Below are 20675 nucleotides of genomic sequence, written 5' to 3' on the forward strand. Positions count from 1 at the left end.
AAATTTTCCCTTTTTTATCACTATATGAGTAAGCATCCTTGCTTCTGGCTGCCTGTGCTTATTTTGACTCCATGCATAGATCAGGGAATCCCAGCTCCAGGTGTTTGACCTGGTGATGAGTGTTTTTGCGATTATTGGTTATTGTGGCGGTTATGATTGTCATGGCTATCTTGATCATCATAATGTTTATGATGTTTATAATGATGCTGCTTATTCATGCCATAAAGGAGATTGTAGAGTTTGGTCAGTAACGTAATATTATTTGTACTATTATTATTGTTAATCGCACTGGCGTTGACTTTAATATTGATGGTTCCAACGTTGTTACCGCTTGTGCTACCAGCTCTGATCAGGTTGGCATGGATAATGGCTGTGAGTGGAGCCAGTCGATCACAAGCTCTAATGGTATCGACCGTCGCGGTATTATTTAGAATCGAGAAGGGCTGAGGTGTCAGGCCAAAGAATTCTCGAGAGAGACCAGTATTCGTATCACTGATATTGGTTGTTGAGGGGCCACCGGTTGATGTGACAACCACTGTTCCCTCAAGTGCATCGCCAGGTAACAGGGTAGCGATAGTCATCATATTTGGACACAGCGCGCCTGTGCCACTGAGTACTACTGTGGGAGCAACGATATCGGCCCTATGGGCACCAGCTGGTAAAGCCAGGCCTGCCGAGACTCCCAGACTGATGACGCTGATACCAAGGGCCATCAGGAAGGGTTTCACTCTTTTAATAAACATGGATTTTCCTTTATAGAGAGAAACAGCATCCTTGCTCGCAGAACGGTGTTTCATCCCATATATAGCTCAGGATAGCTTGATATCGCCAGCTGGCGACTACTGAAGCATGGACTTGATTGACCTGGCTTCAGTAGCCAGCCAGCCGGTTTGCTGATCTAGTCGTCGTTGTTATGCAACAAGGCCTGTCTCTGTTCGTTTGCGTTGTCGTTGTTGTTATTGTTGTGGATACGGTTATTGTTACGGAAATTTGGACGGTTGCTTGTTCGGATATTAATGTGGTTGGTGAGTTTATTGGTCAGGTGAATATTGTTAACATTGTTGTTATTGTTGTTGGCAGTTGCGTTCACACAGACAACCGTTGCTCTCAGTCTGAAGTCAATATCGTTATGTTCAACTTCATTATCTTTAAGGATGCTTCGGTCTTTTTCGGGTGAACAAACTTCTGTTTCGCGCTTAGGGCTCCAATCATTTGAATGAGCGCTGGCAGGCATGGTCAGGCCAGCTGATGCTCCCATGCTCAATGCTGCGATACTCAGGGTTGCGATAAGTGGTTTGACACTTTTGAAGTTCATTGTTGTGTACCTTTCCATATAAAGTATATTCATGTTCAATAGAATCATGCTATAAACCTATTAAGCATAAACGTATCTTCATGCTATCCTGGCAATCAAAATGTGTGCATCGTTTTCCCTGGTCGGATGCATGATATGTAGAGTTGCCAGACTGGCTATTGTGTCATCTTGAACATAGCTGTATCTGTACTCCACAATGGTCACATTTAGATCGGATGATGCGATTATATATAGGTTTAGTAAGCTTTCGCGGGATACTTCACAGGACGGTGAGTTTTATCTCGCATCTTAAGTAATCGAGAGTCAAAAGTTTAACTTTAATGGAAACGAATAGAATAAAGTTGATATGTGCGTTAAAAAATGCATGTAATTCTATACTATTGGCTGGTTATCCAGGTTGTTAGATCGGTTTAAGGAATTATGCATATTTCTGATCAGCTTGCTGAATGATCAGGCTTTCCGCGCCTCTTAAACTCTGCTCTTGTATCGATACTTTCAATGCTATGGATAGAGTGATGAGAAACGGGCAGAAAGCGAATAGAGGAAGATGTTATAGAGGAAAATGCTGAAAGAGACAGAAATCAACCACAAAGTACTACAAAAATGCGAAAAATTATGTATAGTAGAGACTGATTAGTGTTATAATACAAGGGATAATCACGATTTATTCAGCATATTATTTCAGTTATGGCTTTCCCATAGTCCTACAGCAGGAGCACAGAAGCTTTAATGAGCTCTCTCTTCACACAACCACAAATCTCCACTTACCGGGTTGCTGCCATTCAATATGAGCCAACTCTAGGCGAGAAGGAAAAGAATATTCAGGATCTTCTCCGCCTGGTAGAAGATGCAGCGGCGCATGATGCACGGCTGATAGTTTTACCAGAGATGGCAACAACCGGTTATTGTTGGCTTTCCGGCGATGAGATCGCTCCTTATACGGAGCCTATTCCCGGTCCAACTACTGATCGTTTTCAAGCATTGACCAGTAAGTATGCTTGCTACGTTGCTCTGGGTTTACCAGAGGTGGATCCTGATACGCAGGTTTTTTATAATAGCATGGTATTACTGGGTCCAGATGGGGTGGTTGGTGTATATCGAAAGGTGCATCTCGATATTGGTGATCCGCGCTGGGCACGCGACGGGGATCTGGGGTTTCCCGTCTGGGAGACGCCCCTGGGTCGACTGGGTGCGTTGATCTGTGGCGATGCTAAATATTTTGAGGCTGCCCGCGTTGCTGCCTTACATGAGGCGGACGTGTTGCTCTTTCCAACGAACTGGGTGGATGAATCCTGTCCCAGTAGCTGGTGGATGGCACGCGCTTTTGAAAATCAAATGTATGTAATTGCCGCGAACCGTTATGGACGGGAGCGTGGCGTACAGTTCCGTGGTGGCAGTTGTGTGCTAAATCCCGATGGCTCACTCCAGACCTTTCTTGAAGAAGGTGAAGGCATTGTCTATGGGGAAGTGGATTTGCAGCGGAGTCGGGATAAGCGCTGGTTAAAGGATGGCGAGCTGATCGGACATTCCCTGGCCGATCGGCAACCAACAGCCTATCGTTCGGTTGTTCAAAATAGTTACTTATGGGAACCGTTGCGCTACCATAGTCTCTATGAACTGGGTGAGTTACCAACCGGTCAGCTTTCTTGCGCTGGTATTGTGCAGATGGATCTGGCCGAGTTTGTGGCTGCTCCAGTTGCGAGCCCTGTCGATAGGATTTTGTATCTGCAAAACTGGCTGCAAACGCTGATGCGCGATAATGCACCAGCCGTACCAGATGTATTGGTGTTACCGGAATTGCTCTTGCCCGGTCCTGTGCCTCCACAGGTACTGGCCCAGGGCGATAACGCCGCGCTGGCGGCGCATTTCCAGCAAGGCGCGATCCAGGTACCAGGACCAGAGACCGACGCCCTGGTCTCGCTTGCCAATGAGCTACAGATCAGCATGGTATTAGGCGTAGCTGAACGGGCTGAAGGCGACACATATTACAATACGGTCCTTCTCCTTGATCCGGAAGGGGTGTATGGCATTTATCGCAAAATACACCTGAGTGAGATAGATCGTTTATGGGCTACGATAGGCGACCTGGGATTTCCGACCTTTGATACGCCAACTGGTCGTATTGGTCTGGCAACTGGCTATGATGTGCTTTTTCCCGAGACCTTGCGTGTTCTTGCCAGTAAGGGTACTGATCTGGTTTGTGCGCCAACCTTCCTGAATTTTCCTGTTCCAATTGGACTTCAATTGTCACATTCGTCATCGATAATGAGCGATGGTATAGGGATGAATGAGCCATTCCATTTTATGATCTGGCGCACGCGTGCCGCTGAACATAATGTGTATCTGGCTCTGGCGAACTGGTTTGGCACGGGCCATGGTATGCGCGCCAACGGCTTAAGTGGTGTCTTTTCACCAGGTGGTGCTGCCCCTTATTCTCTTTCTGAGGTGATTGCAGATGAGGATGAAGAAGGCTTGATGATGATGACCATCGATACTCGTGAACAGAGAACAGGACGTCGGACCACACGGATGTTGGAGTATAGCCCTGGCGATATGGCCGGTTCATTAACTGGCGAATTGGCATATAATATCCTAGATTCGATTCCTGGCAATCTTGTTCGTAGTAAGCCAATGTTGCGAAAACGTCAGCCATTCTGGTATATGGACCTTGTACGCAAGAATTTGCAGCAGCCAAACGAGAAATAGACCTGTTTTAGCTATCGGTCTGAGGGTCTGCTGGCAATATCTATGCGTGCAGCGGAGCAGGCATGAAGACGATAGCAGTTGAGCACATAGATCTGGCCTCGATGCAAAAGCGATATCGCTATAGTGTGATGGCGCTGATTTTTGCTATCTTTCTCGTTGTGATTAGCGGGATCAGCCTGGTTTTGATGAGCATGCAACTTGATCTTCCCGGTGATGATCTCTTGCCACACATAACGGTCTTCATCACGGCATGCGTCGGGGCTTTCTGGGCTTTCCAGGCATCACATTGGGCGCGCTCGGATCCTCATTTTTTGGATACACGTAGCCATAATGCCTGGTTGTTTATCACCTTTGGTTTGCTAGCATTAGGGGCGCGTGGGCTGGTTGAAAATACCATGTTTGATCCACCCACGGGCCACTTTTTGCTGTTATTAAGATACGCCATTTTCTGCCTTTTTTATCCCTGCCTGTTTATCGGCATTCGTCTATTGCCTGGTACGTCTCCATTACGTGCAAGTATGATTGTCGATACGTTAATCACCACATGTTGTCTGGCAGGTATCTTCTGGTATTTCTTCACTATTACGCTCAATTTGCCGCTTCCTGTTGGCATAGGATTCAGTGACTGGCTATTCCGATTACGCTTAGCGTTACTGTCAATTTCAGGCGATGTTTTTCTGCTGCTGGTTTTGCTGCTGTATTTGCAGCATTGTGCAAATCTGCATATACGGCGTTCTATCTGGATATTAGGTGGTGGACTCGTCTTCACGATTCTAGGGGATATTGGTTGTAGCTGGCACGATATTTCTTTTACCCCTTCAGTCCCAGAGAATCTTTGGGCGAATCTGGCCTGGATTATCGGTGCGCTACTGATCGGTCTCTCGACTCTCTACCAATACAATATTCAGGTTCGCGCTTATGTACAGAGTGGGGAAAATGCTGCAACTGTAGGACAAGAGGGCGCAATAGCAATTCGGGGCCAACGCTTACACTGGTTCCATGTCCAAAGTATGTATGTGCCGCTGGCTTTCATTTTAGGCGGATTATGTATTATTGAAGTGATGTATTTGCATTGGGTCAACAATGAGGCTGTAAATAGCTTGTTTGTACTTAGTTCAGTGGTTGGTATGCTGATCGTGACGCGCCATCTGTTTGCGACGCGTGAGAATGAGGCGTTGTTACGTGAGCGCGACCAACGGCTACAAGAGGCTGAACAGGTGCGGTATCTGGTGACCCAGTTAAGCGATATTTTAGAGCTAGATGCGTTGCGTGAGCGCATTTTGAATGTACTGATTACGCAGTTTGGCTTTACTTCGGCCATGGTTGTGTTGTTGGAAGAATATGATCAGCCACTCTCTGAGCATTCACACCTCATTGTGAGTACTGGATCCCGGCTTGTCAATACACTGAATTATCGTATTGCCGGTGATACTATTTTGTATCGTCTGGTGGCTGATCGTAAGGAATGTGAACTGTTGTGGAACGTCCACGCGAATGAGCTTCCAAGTGAGTTGCGACATTGGCAGGAGCGGCAGCATATACCCTCGATGCATTTTTTTCCGATTATCTATCAAGGCAAGATTCTGGGAAGCCTGGGTGTGGCCCGCCATGTGCTCTCGCGTAGCGATGCATTGATGGCCTCGATTATACGTAGTTATGCCGATCAGATTGCGATCGTGATTGAGCATGCCTATCTCTATCAAGATGTGCAAGGGCGCGAAAAGTTTGCCCGCGCTATGGTGAATATATCGACGATATTAAATGCTGCTGCTATGGAGCCGATTGAGATCAGTCAGCTTATTTGTGCGGAAGGGTCCAATGCGTTGCATGCGGATTATGTGGCTTTTTATACCAGGCGTGCGGAGGGCCTGTTGGAGCCGCTGGCGGTGACAATGCCTGATCAACTGGAAAGTAGTGACCTGCTCACTGATTGGCCAACATTGCGTATCGCGGAATACGAGCAAGAAACAGCGCAGCCGCTGCATCCTTTTTTGCTGGAGGTTGGTCCGTCACGTCGGACGCAGCCTTCAAGTGAAAGCGGGGCACAGACGGCGCTTAGCCGAGATCAGCAACCAGGCTCACGCCAGTTTGCGCTACGGGCCAAGTTGATTCGCCATCGTATCTATACGGCGATTCTGGCTCCCCTGGTAACTGGTGGTCGGCTCAATGGACTCTTGATTTTCGCGCGCTCGGTGCCGCTTGGAAGCAATAGTGATCTATCCTTTGACGAAGCTGATATCGCAAATGCACAGGACTTTGTGGAGCAGGCCAGCGTGGCTTTTACCAATGCCCAACTCTATCAGAGCTTGAGTAGTGCCAATGAACAGCTTAAAGAACTGGATAAAATGAAAGATCAGTTTATGATCACGGCTTCGCATGAGTTGCGTACTCCGCTAACCGCTGTACAGGGCTATATTGAGCTGATCGCCCAGTATGATGAGGTATTACCAAAGGAACAGAGGCAGGAGTTCTTACAGAGGGCACAGATGGGATGTGAGGAGCTCGCGATCCTGCTGCATAATGTTATGGATGCCAGCCGCATTGAGGCTGAGGCGGCGATCAAGCCAGCTTTAATTAAGCGTGTTTCGGTGAAAAACATGCTCGACAAAGTAATGATCATGATTGAGCCGCAGGTTACCCATGATCAGCGCCAGGTGATCTGCGATGTGTCCCCCCAGTTTTACGTCTATGCTGATCCGCTGCGCCTGCATCAAGTATTGATGAACATTAGTACGAATGCCCTGAAATACTCACCTGCGGGAACCCCGATTACTTTTTCGGCTGCCTACTCAACGGAGCAAGAGACGGCGGTAGTCATCAGTGTTACTGATAAAGGCAAAGGTATCGCCCCACAGGATCAGCCGCGGCTCTTCCAGCGGTTTTATCGGTTGGAGAGTGATATGAATAGTCCTGTCCGGGGTTCGGGTCTGGGGCTGTATATTTCGCGGCGTTTAATTGAAGCCATGGGTGGGAAGATTTGGATTGAGAGTAGAGGAATTCCGGGAGGCGGGTCTACATTCCATATACTGTTGCCCATGGCCAGGTAAAGGTATTTATTTTTTGTTGCTGGCCGCGGCTGCTTCGGCTTGTTTTTTTACCAGTAGTGGAGCGTGTTGCTCACAAAAACGGAAACTGCGACCGCCAGCCAGGAGCTGTGCATAAGCTGCTGGTTCGCCGCAGGTATCACAGCGACCAACGTGTGTTTTTACTGCCTTCATATGAAATGAAAACCTCCTCGCGCATCTATTGTGGTATCAGAATATGTTCAATCTAGAAGTATAGATCTCTCCTTATGATATCACAATAGTGGTGTCTTAAGAAACATAACGAGCGTGGCTCCAGGGCTTTTTCATGTTCCTTTTTGGCGCCTGCGGCGCCAGGTTGGGGTGTGGAGTGTGTGTTGAGCGCGGCTGCAGCCGCGCTCAACACACACTCCACCTGAAATAATGTCCATCTGATTGCTTGCTAGTAATCTCCCTGCGATCTCTGGGCGAACATGAAAAAGCCCTGCGTGCGCTCTGTTGTTCCTGATATGTTGTTGTTTGACTCTCATGAAATCCAGTTTTAAATGTAGTGTGAAATTGTGCGCTCTGCGCACAATTTCACACTACATTTAAAAGAAGCATGGGCGCTTTAGCGCCCGAGTGTGGCTGGCTGCACGTTCCCCGATACGGGGGGAGTCGGGCACCTGCTTAGCGCACTTTGATGAGGGGATGTTGGCCGTATTTGGAAATGTAGTATTGAGTATCCATTTTGCGCTTCATGCCACTGGCTCCCATGTAGCGGATCAGGCCGAAGATGGGGCGTTCGCGCCAGGGGCGATCGTGAAGCCCGCCAATGGCCCAGCTAATACCGACATATCCATTTGCGTCTCTCCCGTCCAGTTCATATTTGTCATTGAGGTAGACACTGATGTTAAAGGCTTGCTCGGGTGTTTCGCTCCACTCAAGGATCTTTTTGGCCCAGTACATCCTCATGTAACCATGCATACGGCCGGTGACGACCATTTCACGTTGGGCGGCATTCCAGAGTTCATCATGGGTTCTGGCTTGCTCGAATTCTTCCTGACTATAGATCCATTCGCGGGGATCATTAGCGTGTTTGTTGAGTGTCTTGCGTCCCCATTCTGGCGCGCCCGCTAAGGAATCATAATGAGGATTATAGTAGGCGAAGTTGATTGCCAGTTCGCGCCTGATAATAAGTTCTTCCAGATAGGCGGCCTTACCCCCAGTGATGTCGATATGAGCGCTTCCGGTCTCCTCAGGGGTATATTGTTCGACATCCCAGGCAAGTTGTTGTGCCGAAATCTGACCGAAGTGCAGATAGGCCGATAGCTCGCTGGTGCCGACCAGTTCTGGATTGTTGCGCTGGTCCGCATAAGCATGCAGACGTTCTTTGAGTAGGCGCTGCACATTTTTTTGCCCCTCGCTATAACCACCATGGATATGATCAGGCGCTTTGACGCTACGATCAATCTGCAAGCTATGCAGATAATTCAGGGGGTTCTCTGACTCTCCTGGATCGCAAGGTGGCTCTGTCAATGGATATTTGCTCTTAATATCGAGCTGTGGTTGTAGGAAAACGGGCTGTAAACGTTGTATTTTGGGACGAATGGTGCGGGCGGCGTATTCTTGCTGGGGAATACACCACATGGGTACAACGGTATCGGAGTCGACGCAGATGAATGGGATCTCCAGTTGTTGCTGTAAATCCTTGCGCCACTGACGGGGAGCGCGTAGCTCGCACATATCACTGACAACCGCGGCCGCCTGGAGGTTCTGCGCTAACTGTTTGATCTCGCTGGCAGGCTCTCCCTGGCGCATGGCCAGAGGTGTGCCGCGCTCCTTTACGTGTTGGGCGGTCACTGCCAATCCTTCGAGCATAAACGTATAGTGGCGCAGGTTGGCCTGTGGATAATCTGTGACGACAAACGCGGTAACCACAGGCAGATTTAATGCATTGCCCAGAATGATGGCCGTATTTAAAGCATGGTTTTCTCGGCCTCGCTGCGCGCGCTGCATCCAATAGATAACGCAGCGGGCATCTTCGGCACATGTTCCGGGTCGCCAGACCTGTATACGCTGTCGATTATCGAGTCCCTGTACAAAAGTCTTTATATCAAGCATGAGCACATATGTCCCTTCCACTTTCATTTTATGGATGAATAAGAGACGCTCCGGGAGGGGAGAACAGGGCACAAAAGAAGAATGGCAGGATACGTCAAGCCGCGTATCCTGCCATTCTCCTGGTGGAGGGGAGGTAATAGATGGGTGTATGTGTTTAGTATGTGAGCAATGTGTGCTGATATCTGGATCAGAACTACAACGCTCCATGTACAAATTCCAGTTGCGAATAGCAGGGCCGGAGCGTGGCTCAACAGCGTACTTCCACAGGACTGGTCTTCGCTCGATGTGCGGAGTTCAGCTCAACAGAATGGACTGGCACCCCAACACGCATTGCTCACTTACTATGGACAGTATACTCCCCTTCGCTTGGAATGCTCTTTAATATTACTTAACAATGCCTTCAGCACGGTAATTCCCCTGACAAGCCTACCGAGATTCTTTGATGCGTGTAAAATTACGCGATATTGAGAAGAAATCCATAGAAGTCTTATATAAGACAATCTACCAGAAAAGACAGAGGCCCGCCAGTTTTATCCGGCGGGCCTCTGTCTTTTCTGGGGGTTAGTGGGCTTCTACCTGTGCATCTACAGGTACTTCAACATTGACGCCTGGCTCGCGGATATCGATATCTAGCTTGCCATCGGAGGCGCTGACATGGACCTCGCCATTTTGTGGAATGTTGGCCAGTAAGATACGCAGGCTCAGCGGCACGGTCAGGAGGCGCTCAATCACACGGCGTAGCGGACGCGCTCCCTGGGTCTGGCTGAAGCCTTCTTTACAGAGCAGATCGATAGCGCTATCCTCTACATGCAGTACCAGACCCTGTTCCAGCAGGCGGGCTGCCAGTTCGTTGATCTGTAGATAGGTGATGGCATGCGTCTGTTCCTGGTTGAGCGGATGGAAGATCACGACATCATCGATACGGTTCAGGAATTCTGGCCGGAAGGTTTGTCGTAGCCGTTCTAGCAGTCGATCGCGCTGCATCTCTTCCGCAGTCTCTTTGATGCTGGCGCGGAAGCCACTGGGCATCGAACGTCCAAGCATGTCTGTGCCGACGTTTGAGGTCATGATCCAGATGGCATGCTGCGCATCCACGGTATGGCCCTGGGCATCTGTCAGGCGACCGGCATCAAAGACCTGCAGGAAGAGGTCGAAAACCTCTGGATGGGCTTTTTCCAGTTCGTCGAGCAGGACTACACAGTGTGGGCGACGGCGTAATTTGCCGGTTAACTGACCCTCCTGATCGTAGCCTACATAGCCTGGAGGAGCACCAATCATCCGTGAAACGGAGTGTTTCTCCATATACTCTGACATATCGACGCGGATCAAATGGTCATCTGAACCAAAGACCTCGGCGGCCAGGGCACGGGCCAGTTCGGTTTTACCGACGCCGGTCGGACCAAGGAACATGAATACGCCCGCCGGACGATTGTGTGGTTTGAGTCCCGCACGAGATACCTGGATGGCCTGGGCTACACGCTTAACGGCTTCATCCTGTCCAATGACACGTGACTTCAGACGGGATTCCAGACTGAGCAGGCGATCACGTTCCTCACGGCCCGGGGCACGTACAGGAATGCCGGTGCGTGCCGAGATGACCTCTGCGATCATGGCGGCAGTGATGACGGGCGAGGCCCCGATCTCATCCAGATCATCCTGTTCCTGTGAATCATCTTCAATTGAGAAGACGCGGGCCTGCGAGCAGGCTTCGTCCAGCACGCTACAGGCTTTATCCGGCAGACGCAGGTTCGGCAGATACTGGACCGAAAGGTTGACGGCCGCCTGTAATGCCTCCTCGGTAATCGAGGCGTGATGATGCTCTTCATAGAGGTCGCGCATACCCTGGAGAATAACCAGGGCGTCGGCTGGCGAGGGTTCCTCAATCATGATTGGACGCAAGCGGCGCTCCATGGCGGCATCTTTTTCGATCAGGCGATATTCCTGTGGAGTGGTGGCCCCGATACAGCGTAGCCGACCACCGGCCAGCGCAGGTTTGAGAATACCGGCGGCATCAATACTACCATCGGCCGCACGTCCGGTGCCGATTAAGAGGTGCATTTCATCGATGAAGAGGATGATATTGCCACCTGTCTCGGCTTCCTCTAGCACCTTAAGCAGGCGCTCCTCAAACTCACCGCGATATTTGGTGCCAGCTACGAGGGAACTGGCTGATAGCTCGATCAGTCGTTTATTGCGTAGCTCCGGTGGTACCTTGCCATCAACGATGCGCTGGGCCAGGCCCGCGACGATCGTGGTTTTACCGACGCCAGAATCACCGATCAGGATAGGGTTATTACGATCCTTGAGCATCAGGGTCTGCATCAACTGCCGGATCTCTTTTTCGCGACCGATCAATGGCGTCAATTGTTTGTTGCTTGCCTGTCGGGTCAGATCGCGTCCCAGTTTTTCAAGGGCGGAGTTGCCACCTTTCGCACTGATCTCTGGACTAATGGCGTTGGGAAGATCATTGAGCATGGCATCTGGATTTGGATTGGCCGAAGGGACCAGTTCGATCAGCGCGTGGGCGTTACTGGCCAGGATCATCTCGATCAATTGATTGGGATTGATGCCCAGTTTGGTGAGGAGTTCATGGGTAACTCCGTCGCCTTCGCTGAGAACTGCCTGCGCGATCGCTCGCTCATCAACCGAGGTGGAGCCAGCATTGATGGCATTATGCTCAGCGGTCTGGAGTATCTCTTTACAGCGGCGCGTGGGTAGGATCGGGGTATCGCTGGTGGCTTTGCCAGATCCCAGGGCCAGACGGATCACGTCGCGTACCTGCTTGGGTGAGAAACCTAGATTGCGCAGGGCATCTTGCGTACAACCACCGTCCAGTTTGGTCAGGGCGATAAACAGGTGTGGGGTGCCCAGATAATCCTTGTGCATGCGGCGCGCCTCACCCAGGGCGAATTCCAGGACCGCCTTCATAAAGCGGCGATCGGGCGTATTGCCTGAGGAGAGTAGGGGCGACATCAACTGACTATCATCGAACGGATCTATGTGTTGCTCAAACTGGCGCTCTTTGTTGGAGAGAGTGCTGACAACCAGACGCTGGGTTGGATCACCATAAAGGACAAATGAGAGCCAGGAGGTATCCTCGATATAGTGTTGTGCCATGGCGATACGTGCGCGGCGCATGGCTTCACCCAGTGCCACACCGTCCGCGATATCCTGGTAGAAAAGCATCATGAATTCGCGTGCACGGGCGGCTGGAATTGGCCAGCGCTCTACTACTACGGCACCTGCACCAGCGGCCAGAATAGCGCCTGCCAGTTGTTCCGTCTGCTCGTCTCGATCCTGTCCATTGCTTAGCGTGCTCGTAGCGGCACGCTGGGAGCGTTCCTCATCATGATAGCTGAGGAATACCAATGGATGTTTGGGAAGTCCCTGAAAGAGTTGCTCCAGCGCTGATCCATCCAGGCGCGCGTTGCCGCCCAGTGCGAGGGCGGGATCATTGTTCGAGTTGATAACCGGTAGTGGACCCGCGTAGTGTAATACATGTGGTGCATCGGCACTCATACGTACGCGCATCTCTAGCTGATTGGCTTGCTGGCGATACAAAATAATGCGTGTAACCGACTCAGGCAAACCTGTACAGAGGGAGGCAACTTCCTCTTCGGCGGCTGGACGATCGCTGGTTGGATTAACCAGGAAGAGTACTGAAAGTCCTTGCGTATCGCGTTTATTGGCTTTGTTGCGCGTCACACGATCCATGCTCGCCGCGCGCTGAGTACTTTCACGATCCTGGAGAAGTGAGCGACCAACACTCAAGGCCTGACACAGATAGCGTCGGGATTTCGTGCTATTATCGAAGAGCAATTCCCAGGGGATATCTGGCGTATTCGTGCTGATAAGTAGCGCGGAATCGAGTCGGCGTAGCATTTCCTGAAGTGGTTCTGGGAGCACCGAGTCGAAAAGGAAGCGGCCTAAGGAGAGCAGGGCCTCATTGGCTGGTCCAGTTTTAACGTTCTGACGGCGACCATCACCGGTTGATCCAGTATGACCGAGCGCCTGGAGCGCACGTCGTAGCCGCTCACGCTGTTCTGGTGTAAGGTCCGTGCTATATTCCTGGCCAGTTGGGCCATCGGGAAGATCAAGACGAAACCGATAATTTGTTTCTGTACGTATGATGCTTAATAGGGCTGGTTGTTCCATGAATACTTCTCTTCCACAATCTTCCCGTCGAATGTAATATCTACGACTGTTACAAAAACACACACGAGTTCTCGGCAAAAGCAGTATACGTGTCTTAACTGTGATGTGTCAATAGTTCGGATTATACGAGATTATTTTTGCTAGCATCGATATTAGCCATGGCGAAGAAGAATTATACTCTATTATATCATGTATATCTATATATAGCTTGTGTTCCCTATGGATAACTGATTGGTGGAACGTTGAGGTTAGCGATCATGCATATGAATTGTGGTTATTCAGGCATGATCGCTTTGGGGGTGGTTGGCTGTTAAAAGGATTTTTGGATGGTGATGGAGCCGCTGCCGGTGTGGAGTGTGAGTTGGGCGCGAGGATCGCTGCCGGCCTGGTTGTTGCCAAATGCGTTGTCGACTCTGCCTGATCCTGTATGGGCTTTGAGATTGAATGCGCTCTGGGTTGGTAGGGTGAGGCTGATGGAGCCGCTGCCGGTGTGGAGTGTGTAGTCTCCTAGTGGTTCGATGGCGCCGGAGAAGTTGATCTGGCCACTGCCGGTGTGGATGTTGGTATTGCCACTGAGTATGGAGCGGGTGAGGGTAATTCTCCCACTACCAGTTTTGATTTCGCCACGACCTGTGATGTCTGTTCCCTCGATGGAGCCGCTACCGGTTCTGAGCATGACTTCGCCATTGAGTTGATTGGCCGTCACGTGTCCACTACCAGTATTTAGTTCTATACGCCCGCTCAGGTCATCGACTTCAATGGAGCCACTGCCGGACTTTAATTGCATCTGGCCTTGCATGCCGTGAGCTATGATGGAGCCGCTACCGGTGCGTGCTTTGATGGCTCCACTGATGTTCTGGAGGTCGATCTTGCCGGAGCCATTTTTGAGCTGGATATCACAGTGTTGAGGAACGGTAATCTCTAGATCGATGCTGCGCAGGCCAAATTGTAATGGGGACCAGTGGATTTCGCTCTTGATTTTGAGCTCGTCTCCACGCTGATCATAATTCATGAGCATGTTTTTAGAGGTAATCCAGGGGCCGCTGGCGCGTTTGGTGCCTGTGACCGTGACTTCGTTCTGCTCGCCTCTACGGATCGAGACCGAGCCGACCGTATTATTGATGGTGAGCCGCGCATGTTCCTGGATCTGAAAGCGTTCCATGGGGAGTGGGATGGTGATCACGTGCCAGTTGCTATAGATAACAAAGATCGCGATCAGTGCCAGTACTGCGATACCTGGCCAGAAAAACCAGCCGCCCACGATGCCGACGAAATGTCCGATCAGCACACCCAGGAGTAGTGCTCCTAGCACCATGAAAATGGTACTGATACCACGCTGGGAGCCGGACTGAGGTCGTAGCTTTTCACCTGCATTGTCCTGAAACCAGGGATCATCATAGAAATTTTGATTGCTATAGCCTTCTTCATAGCTACGTTCCTGGTATGTATAGTTGGAAGACTGTTGGGGAGATGGTTGTTCACGGGGATCTGTATTGAGCATGTGCCCACTGGTGGGAGCATATTCTTGTCCTTGTGAGGACTGCTGGTCTTCCTGACTTTGCATGGCTCGGGCCTCCTTGAATTTCATCGGTCTGGAATAAATAATAGGAATAAAAACACTACCATAACATACGATTCAAGAGCATAAAAGTTCGCGCTTTCATCCAGAGGTCCCTGGATTTTGTATCATCTTTTCACCTGATGTGAGTGATACAAGGTATAAGTATTTGTTGAGAAAGGATACGCTGTTTATGGGCGAAGATTTATTATGGAAAATTACTAAGGGCGATAAGGTGGATCTCAAAAAATATGATCCTGCTTATGTGGCACCTTCTATCAAGCGTGAAGAAGTGGATATGCAACTGGCAAGGCTGGGAGCGGAACTGGGAGAGCTACAAGAATTATTGGCGGCTGCTCGGCATCATAGTATCTTGATGGTTCTACAAGGTATGGATACCAGTGGTAAAGATGGCACGATTAGCCACGTATTCGCGCAGGTAAATCCACAGGCGTGTAAGGTCAATGCATTTAAAATTCCTACTCCTGAAGAGGCGGCGCATGATTTTCTCTGGCGTGTGCATAAAGTAACGCCTGAGAAAGGTGTGCTGGGCATCTTTAATCGTTCGCATTATGAGGATGTGCTGGTGGTACGGGTGCATAATCTGGTCTCGGAGGATGTGTGGAGCCGCCGCTATAAGGATATTAACCATTTTGAGAAGTTGCTCACCGAGAATAATACAATTGTCCTTAAATTCTTCTTACATATCAGTCAGGAGGAACAGACTGAGCGGCTGCGCGCACGTATTAATGAGAAGGATAAAGCCTGGAAGATTTCGACCAGCGATTTTTCGGAGCGTAAGTATTGGGATGAGTATCAAAAAGCGTATGAGGATGCGTTGAGCAAGTGTGGTACTGATGATGCTCCCTGGTATATTGTGCCCGCCAATCATAAATGGTATCGCAATCTGGCGATTGCGCAGACGCTGGTGGAGACGATGCGTACCTATAAAGACGATTGGAAGGCGGAGCTTGAGGCTAGAGGTCGCAATGAACTTGAGTCTTTACAGCAATTGCGGGCCCGTAAAGAGGTTACGGACCTGTAAGCTGGCATAATTATAGCTTGCGTGTAAGTCGGCCACGGGCCCGTGCTGGTGGTGGATAATAGCTGGTCGGAGCGGTGGTAATCATATCGCCGATCCGCAGTTGTACCTGTAGATAGCGCATGCCGGAACGATGATAGTGGGCGAAGAGCATTAAGCCATGGTGGGCGATGATGTCAGCTGCGTCGGTATGGCGATCCAATAGCATCTGACCGCCGATGGTCTCATCGGCTATGGTTGTGGTTGCTTCTCCATTGTCATCGCGCGGCTGGAGATTGCGGGTCTCACGCGGGAGGCGGTTGGGCCAGAGGATCAGCGCGATGGATTGTCCTTTGAGGCGTTGTTCCTGTAAACGCTCGCTGAGATGGTCGGCTAGCTTACGTAGGGCGCTACACGTCTCATCCGCGTCGGCCTGATGGTGGAAGTGCACGCGAGCATTCTGGCTCAGCGGTGGCGCATCCGGTATCACCAGACTATCATCCTCCCCAATCGCTACACGATACAACCAGCTACCGAGTTGGCCCAGGCGGCGGACCAGTCCCTCCTCGCTTAATTCGGCTATTTGCGCAAATGAAGTAATGCCAAAGTCATGGAGATGCGCAACCATTTCAGCGACCGCGACGGCATCTACTTGCTGCTCACCCTTTGTCTCACCTTCATTATTTGAGTTACGCTCACTTGTCTCTGGTGTGCTTGTTATTGTTCCCATGCCGGTAGCACGCAGTTTTGGTAACAGGCTTAATGGGAGCGTCTGAACAAATGAGGCTTCACGGCCACGTGGTATATAGAGCACGCCATCGCGTCCGTCACGTCGGCTCATCAGTGCGGCCAACTCGGACGTGGATTTGCCGTTGGCGACCCCGATCATGGCATTCAAGCCCAGTTCGGCGATCTCGGCGCATAGGCGCTCCGCCAGTGCGGCTGGAGAGGTAAAAGGAAGTTCGCAGCCGCGAAGATCTATAAAGGCATCGGAGACAGGAAGCGTTTCAATGATGCGTGAGTAGGCGCGGTAGCGATCCTTGAGTTGTTTGAGGATAGGCTGATAGTGATTGTAGGACGCTGGTAGGAAGCGGGTGCGGGGAGCCATACGGTGGGCGCGTCGCAAAGGCATACCTACTACCAGACCCATGCGGGCGGCCGCTGGTGATACATCGATCACACGGCCTGGCTCATTAGGACGTCCAGTGCCGGTACCAACAATAAAGCTCTGGCCGCGTAACGATGGATCCAGTTGTTCTTCCAGCGTACAATAAAAATGGTCGATGCGCACATGCATGACCCCCTGACGGAGCCGGGCGCGTTCGGCCGCGCGTGCCGCCTCATCCAGTTGGCTTTCTTCCGCCGTCTGATAAAGATGTTGCTCGTTCGTCATAGCTTCCGAGTCCTGTGAAATGTGTTGTGTGGATGATGATCGCTGAAATTGTTGCATACTTATTTTTCTACACCTGCATGTGCGTATCTATTTCTTACTGCCGAAGATGGTGGTTGGCTGGATCAGAGAGTTCGGATCAGCTAGTTTTTCTATTATATACTAAATTTCCTGTTGTGCCTATCATGAAGTCCCTGCCCAGGACTTTGGAATTTTCGGTTTTGCTGCCTGCCCGTCTGGTATGTTGGAAGCGGGTATAGCGTAGGATTAGGGGGAGGTGGGTGGAGGGTATAGTAGGGCGAGGCGTGGCGGGAGGTGAGCTCATGGTGTGTGCGGCTACGCTCGTGGGCGGAGGTTCGCAGCCACGAGGGCAGCCGTTACGTTCGATGGGTACGTTCGTAGGGCCGTTACGGTTGTTGGGTGGCGAGCCATTTTTCGATGATCTGGGCGTGTTCTTCGTAGTGTTCGTATGTGTTGCCAGCGATCCAGGGCCAGATGGGGTTGGTGGATGTGCTCCAGGGGAGCGGGCTGTTTATCTGGTCGTCTGAGAGGCGCTCGACTGCGCTTTGAATCTCTTGTGAGACGGTTGCGAATTCGTTGCGTACTTCTGAGAGTGGGCGATCTTTGTTGGCCTGGTAGTAGAGTTCATTTTGTTCGTCTTCACTCATACCAGCGGTAGGATTACCGGGTTCGACATAGTTGTGGAGAGCGTCCAGGGCGGTGATGACACTTTTCTCCCAGGTGCTTAAATGGGCGATGTTGTCTTTGATGGACCATTTGCCGTTGACTCCTGGTGTGGTGAGTTGCTCGTCGCTGAGTGAGGAGAGTAAGGCGGTAAAGGCTGTATAGCCATCCTGCATACGGGTTAATAATTCAGCTTTTGTGACATACTCGGTCATGTGCTGTTTCTCTTTTCTTTTTTCTATGTGTCTAATCCAATGCCATGTTCAAAAAATACTGTTACCTTGAGTTTACAATCAAAAGAGGGTAAGATACGTCCTGATTAGATGGTCTTTTTGCGCTATGCAAATTACCAGGGGAAATGGAGCCACGGACAATGTATTTTCCGACCACACGGGTGCTGACAGTTTTGGAGTTACTGCAATCGCGACAACAGATCAGCGGACAGGAATTGGCGGAGCGCCTGGAGGTGGATCCACGGACGGTAAGGCGCTATATTACGATGCTGCAAGATCTGGGGATTCCGGTTGAGGGAATGCGTGGGCGCTATGGTTCCTATCGCTTGCGACCAGGGTTTAAGTTGCCTCCGCTGATGTTTAATGATGATGAGGCGCTGGCGATGACTGTGGGCTTGCTGGTGAGCCGTAAGATGGGTCTGACATTGGCTACGCCGGCTGTTGAGGGGGCGCTGGCCAAGATTGAGCGTGTGCTGCCTGAGGCATTACGTGAGCGTGTCCAGGCGATACAGGAGACGCTGGTGGTGGATGTAAATCCTTCGGGGGCGGTGCCACGGAGCGATATTGTGCTCACTTTAAGTGAGGCTGCGCGTCAGCGGCGGGCGATCCAGATGTGTTATCGCGCTTTTGAGGGGGCGGTAACGGAGCGTAGACTTGATCCCTATGGCCTGGTGTATCGTTCGGGCTACTGGTATGTGGTGGGCTATTGTCATCTGCGCCTGGAACTGCGTACATTTCGGTTGGAGCGTATTGTCACGATTGAGGCTGAGGAGAAGACTTTTGTACGGCCCGATAACTTTGATTGCCTGTCGTTTGTGTTAAAGGCGATCCCTTCTACGCCGGCCAAGTGGTTTGTTGAGGTGTTGTTGGATACTACCCTGGAAGAAGCACAGCGTATTGTGCCACCCGCCCTGGCTTTGCTAGAACAGGTCGAGGATGGTGTCGAGCTAAAGTGCTATGTTGACCACCTGGAATGGATGGCCTGGATCCTGGTTCGCTTGCATTGTACGTTTACGGTGCGCCAGCCAGCGGAGTTGCGCGGCGAGTTGTTGAAACTGGGCCAGCAAATAACCGCGCTAGCTGAGCGCACCTGATCCTGTTATGGAAGCAGTCGCTGCTCCCATGTGAAGGGGTACCTATTGTTCTTTACGTAGGAAATCCACCAACTCACGCAGGAAGAGTTCCACGTCCGTTACCAGTCCGGCGGCCTGGAAGCTACCACGATCGGCCAGTTTTGTGACGACCGACTGATTGATATCGACGACGACGGTACGTACATGCGCGGGCAATATATTGCCGGTGGCGATCGCGTGGAGCATCGAGGCTACGATGATGGACATCTCGACACCGTGAACTTCTTCGCGCATGCGGGCCTGTGCCTGCTGCATATCTGAGATCACGCCTGGCATTGGACCATCATCACGGATCGAGCCGGCGAGTACCATGGGAATATTGTGCTGGTGGGCCTCGTAGGTGATACCTTCGCGCAACAAGCCTGACTGAATGGTTTTCTCGATCGAGCCAATGCCGCGAACCGTATTGATCGCGCGTAGATGATTGCGGTGACCACCCACAACCTGTTCGCCACTCTCTAGATTGACGCCCAGCGAGGTGCCAAAGAGGGCCGACTCTACATCATGGGTAATGATCGCGTTCCCACCAAAGATGACCTGTATATAGCCCATACGAATCAACTCAGCCACATAGCGGCCCGCGCCAGTATGGATCACGGCGGGACCCAGGACGAAGAGGATCTTCCCCTGATGCGCCCGTACCTCTTTCATCTGTCGGGCGATGTTGTGGATAGCTCGTACTTTGACTTTTTCTGAGGATACATCGCTCTGCATGAACGCAAAATCATCATGGCCACGTGCGCGTGCATAGGGCTGAACGCGGATCCCGTCGTGTCCAACCACAACTTCCTCGCCGATGCGTACATCATGCATTGGACGGCAATAGGCACGTGTGTGCTCGCGATCAATCGCGATCGCCACATCCATTTCAATATTTTCGACCGTCACCCATTGTCCATTTAAGCGTACCTGGGTGGGTAGATTGGTGGTAGAGTAGAATTTATCGGGTAGCACCCCGTCTTGCTCAACCTTTGTAACATGCACATCATCGGCATGTAAAAGGACGGCACCGAGTTGTTGGAGTTGAGAAATAATCTGCTCAAGAACCTCGTCATTGGGGGCCTCTACTTTAATGCGCACATAACTGGTGTCATCTTTGGTGGCACCAACCTGTATCTCTTCAACATCAAAGTTGCCGCCGCGATCCATAATTGTGTCCCAGGCCTTTGGTAGCGTCCAGGAGTCAATGATATGGCCGCTCATTTCCATTACTTCATGTACTGTATGCATTGCTTGCTCTCGCATTTCTGTTAAACGCTCGTGACTGGAGCCATCTTCCTGTTGCCTAGTGTATGCGGCCCGTTCTGGAATGTCAATTGGCTGTGATCCATGCGACCGCTTGAGGAAATGGATT

The 20675-nt window shown here is 50.9% G+C and carries 13 protein-coding genes; 4 read left to right on the top strand and 9 right to left on the bottom strand.

Features of this window, described 5'->3' with window-relative positions:
- Positions 1 to 131 precede the first annotated feature (131 nt).
- Positions 132 to 743, bottom strand: a complete 612-nt coding sequence (locus EL633_RS13155) for a hypothetical protein (RefSeq protein ID WP_126627618.1) — start codon at positions 741 to 743, stop codon at positions 132 to 134.
- Between the two features lie 155 nt (positions 744 to 898).
- Positions 899 to 1315: a hypothetical protein gene (locus EL633_RS13160; protein ID WP_126627619.1), complete on the bottom strand. Its 417-nt coding sequence runs from the start codon at positions 1313 to 1315 to the stop codon at positions 899 to 901.
- A gap of 729 nt (positions 1316 to 2044) precedes the next feature.
- Between EL633_RS13160 and EL633_RS13165 the strand changes: the two genes are divergently transcribed.
- Together EL633_RS13165 and EL633_RS13170 are read left to right on the top strand one after the other, a co-directional pair.
- Positions 2045 to 4021: a nitrilase-related carbon-nitrogen hydrolase gene (locus EL633_RS13165; RefSeq protein ID WP_126627620.1), complete on the top strand. Its 1977-nt coding sequence runs from the start codon at positions 2045 to 2047 to the stop codon at positions 4019 to 4021.
- Between the two features lie 62 nt (positions 4022 to 4083).
- The gene (locus EL633_RS13170; protein ID WP_126627621.1) at positions 4084 to 7068 is read left to right on the top strand and encodes a sensor histidine kinase; all 2985 of its coding nucleotides are present in this window, start codon (positions 4084 to 4086) and stop codon (positions 7066 to 7068) included.
- 6 nt (positions 7069 to 7074) lie between these two features.
- Here EL633_RS13170 and EL633_RS36535 read toward each other — a convergent pair whose 3' ends face one another.
- From EL633_RS36535 to EL633_RS13185, 4 genes are all read right to left on the bottom strand, one after another.
- On the bottom strand, positions 7075 to 7239 hold the full coding sequence (locus tag EL633_RS36535) for a hypothetical protein (RefSeq protein ID WP_161982120.1): 165 nt from the start codon (positions 7237 to 7239) through the stop codon (positions 7075 to 7077).
- 474 nt (positions 7240 to 7713) lie between these two features.
- The gene (locus tag EL633_RS13175; protein ID WP_161982121.1) at positions 7714 to 9147 is read right to left on the bottom strand and encodes a deoxyribodipyrimidine photo-lyase; all 1434 of its coding nucleotides are present in this window, start codon (positions 9145 to 9147) and stop codon (positions 7714 to 7716) included.
- Between the two features lie 561 nt (positions 9148 to 9708).
- Positions 9709 to 13302 carry an AAA family ATPase gene (locus tag EL633_RS13180; protein ID WP_126627623.1) on the bottom strand — a complete coding sequence of 1198 codons (3594 nt, stop codon included), beginning with the start codon at positions 13300 to 13302 and terminating at the stop codon, positions 9709 to 9711.
- 310 nt (positions 13303 to 13612) lie between these two features.
- Positions 13613 to 14866, bottom strand: a complete 1254-nt coding sequence (locus tag EL633_RS13185) for a DUF4097 family beta strand repeat-containing protein (protein ID WP_161982122.1) — start codon at positions 14864 to 14866, stop codon at positions 13613 to 13615.
- 187 nt (positions 14867 to 15053) lie between these two features.
- On the opposite strand from EL633_RS13185, the gene EL633_RS13190 reads away from it, so the two are divergent.
- Positions 15054 to 15905, top strand: coding sequence for a PPK2 family polyphosphate kinase (locus EL633_RS13190; protein WP_126627625.1), 852 nt, complete (start codon positions 15054 to 15056; stop codon positions 15903 to 15905).
- A 10-nt stretch (positions 15906 to 15915) separates the two neighbouring features.
- On the opposite strand, the gene EL633_RS13195 is transcribed toward EL633_RS13190, so the two are convergent.
- Positions 15916 to 17274: a DNA polymerase Y family protein gene (locus EL633_RS13195; RefSeq protein WP_161982123.1), complete on the bottom strand. Its 1359-nt coding sequence runs from the start codon at positions 17272 to 17274 to the stop codon at positions 15916 to 15918.
- A gap of 404 nt (positions 17275 to 17678) precedes the next feature.
- On the bottom strand, positions 17679 to 18170 hold the full coding sequence (locus EL633_RS13200; protein ID WP_126627627.1) for a DinB family protein: 492 nt from the start codon (positions 18168 to 18170) through the stop codon (positions 17679 to 17681).
- A gap of 158 nt (positions 18171 to 18328) precedes the next feature.
- Between EL633_RS13200 and EL633_RS13205 the strand changes: the two genes are divergently transcribed.
- Positions 18329 to 19282, top strand: a complete 954-nt coding sequence (locus tag EL633_RS13205; RefSeq protein WP_126627628.1) for a helix-turn-helix transcriptional regulator — start codon at positions 18329 to 18331, stop codon at positions 19280 to 19282.
- Positions 19283 to 19324: 42 nt separating this feature from the next.
- On the opposite strand, the gene EL633_RS13210 is transcribed toward EL633_RS13205, so the two are convergent.
- Positions 19325 to 20551, bottom strand: coding sequence for an ornithine cyclodeaminase, nickel-pincer nucleotide-dependent (locus tag EL633_RS13210; protein ID WP_126627629.1), 1227 nt, complete (start codon positions 20549 to 20551; stop codon positions 19325 to 19327).
- Positions 20552 to 20675 lie beyond the last annotated feature (124 nt).

It is taken from the genome of Dictyobacter alpinus (assembly GCF_003967575.1).
In the GTDB taxonomy this organism is placed as follows: Bacteria; Chloroflexota; Ktedonobacteria; order Ktedonobacterales; family Ktedonobacteraceae; genus Dictyobacter; species Dictyobacter alpinus.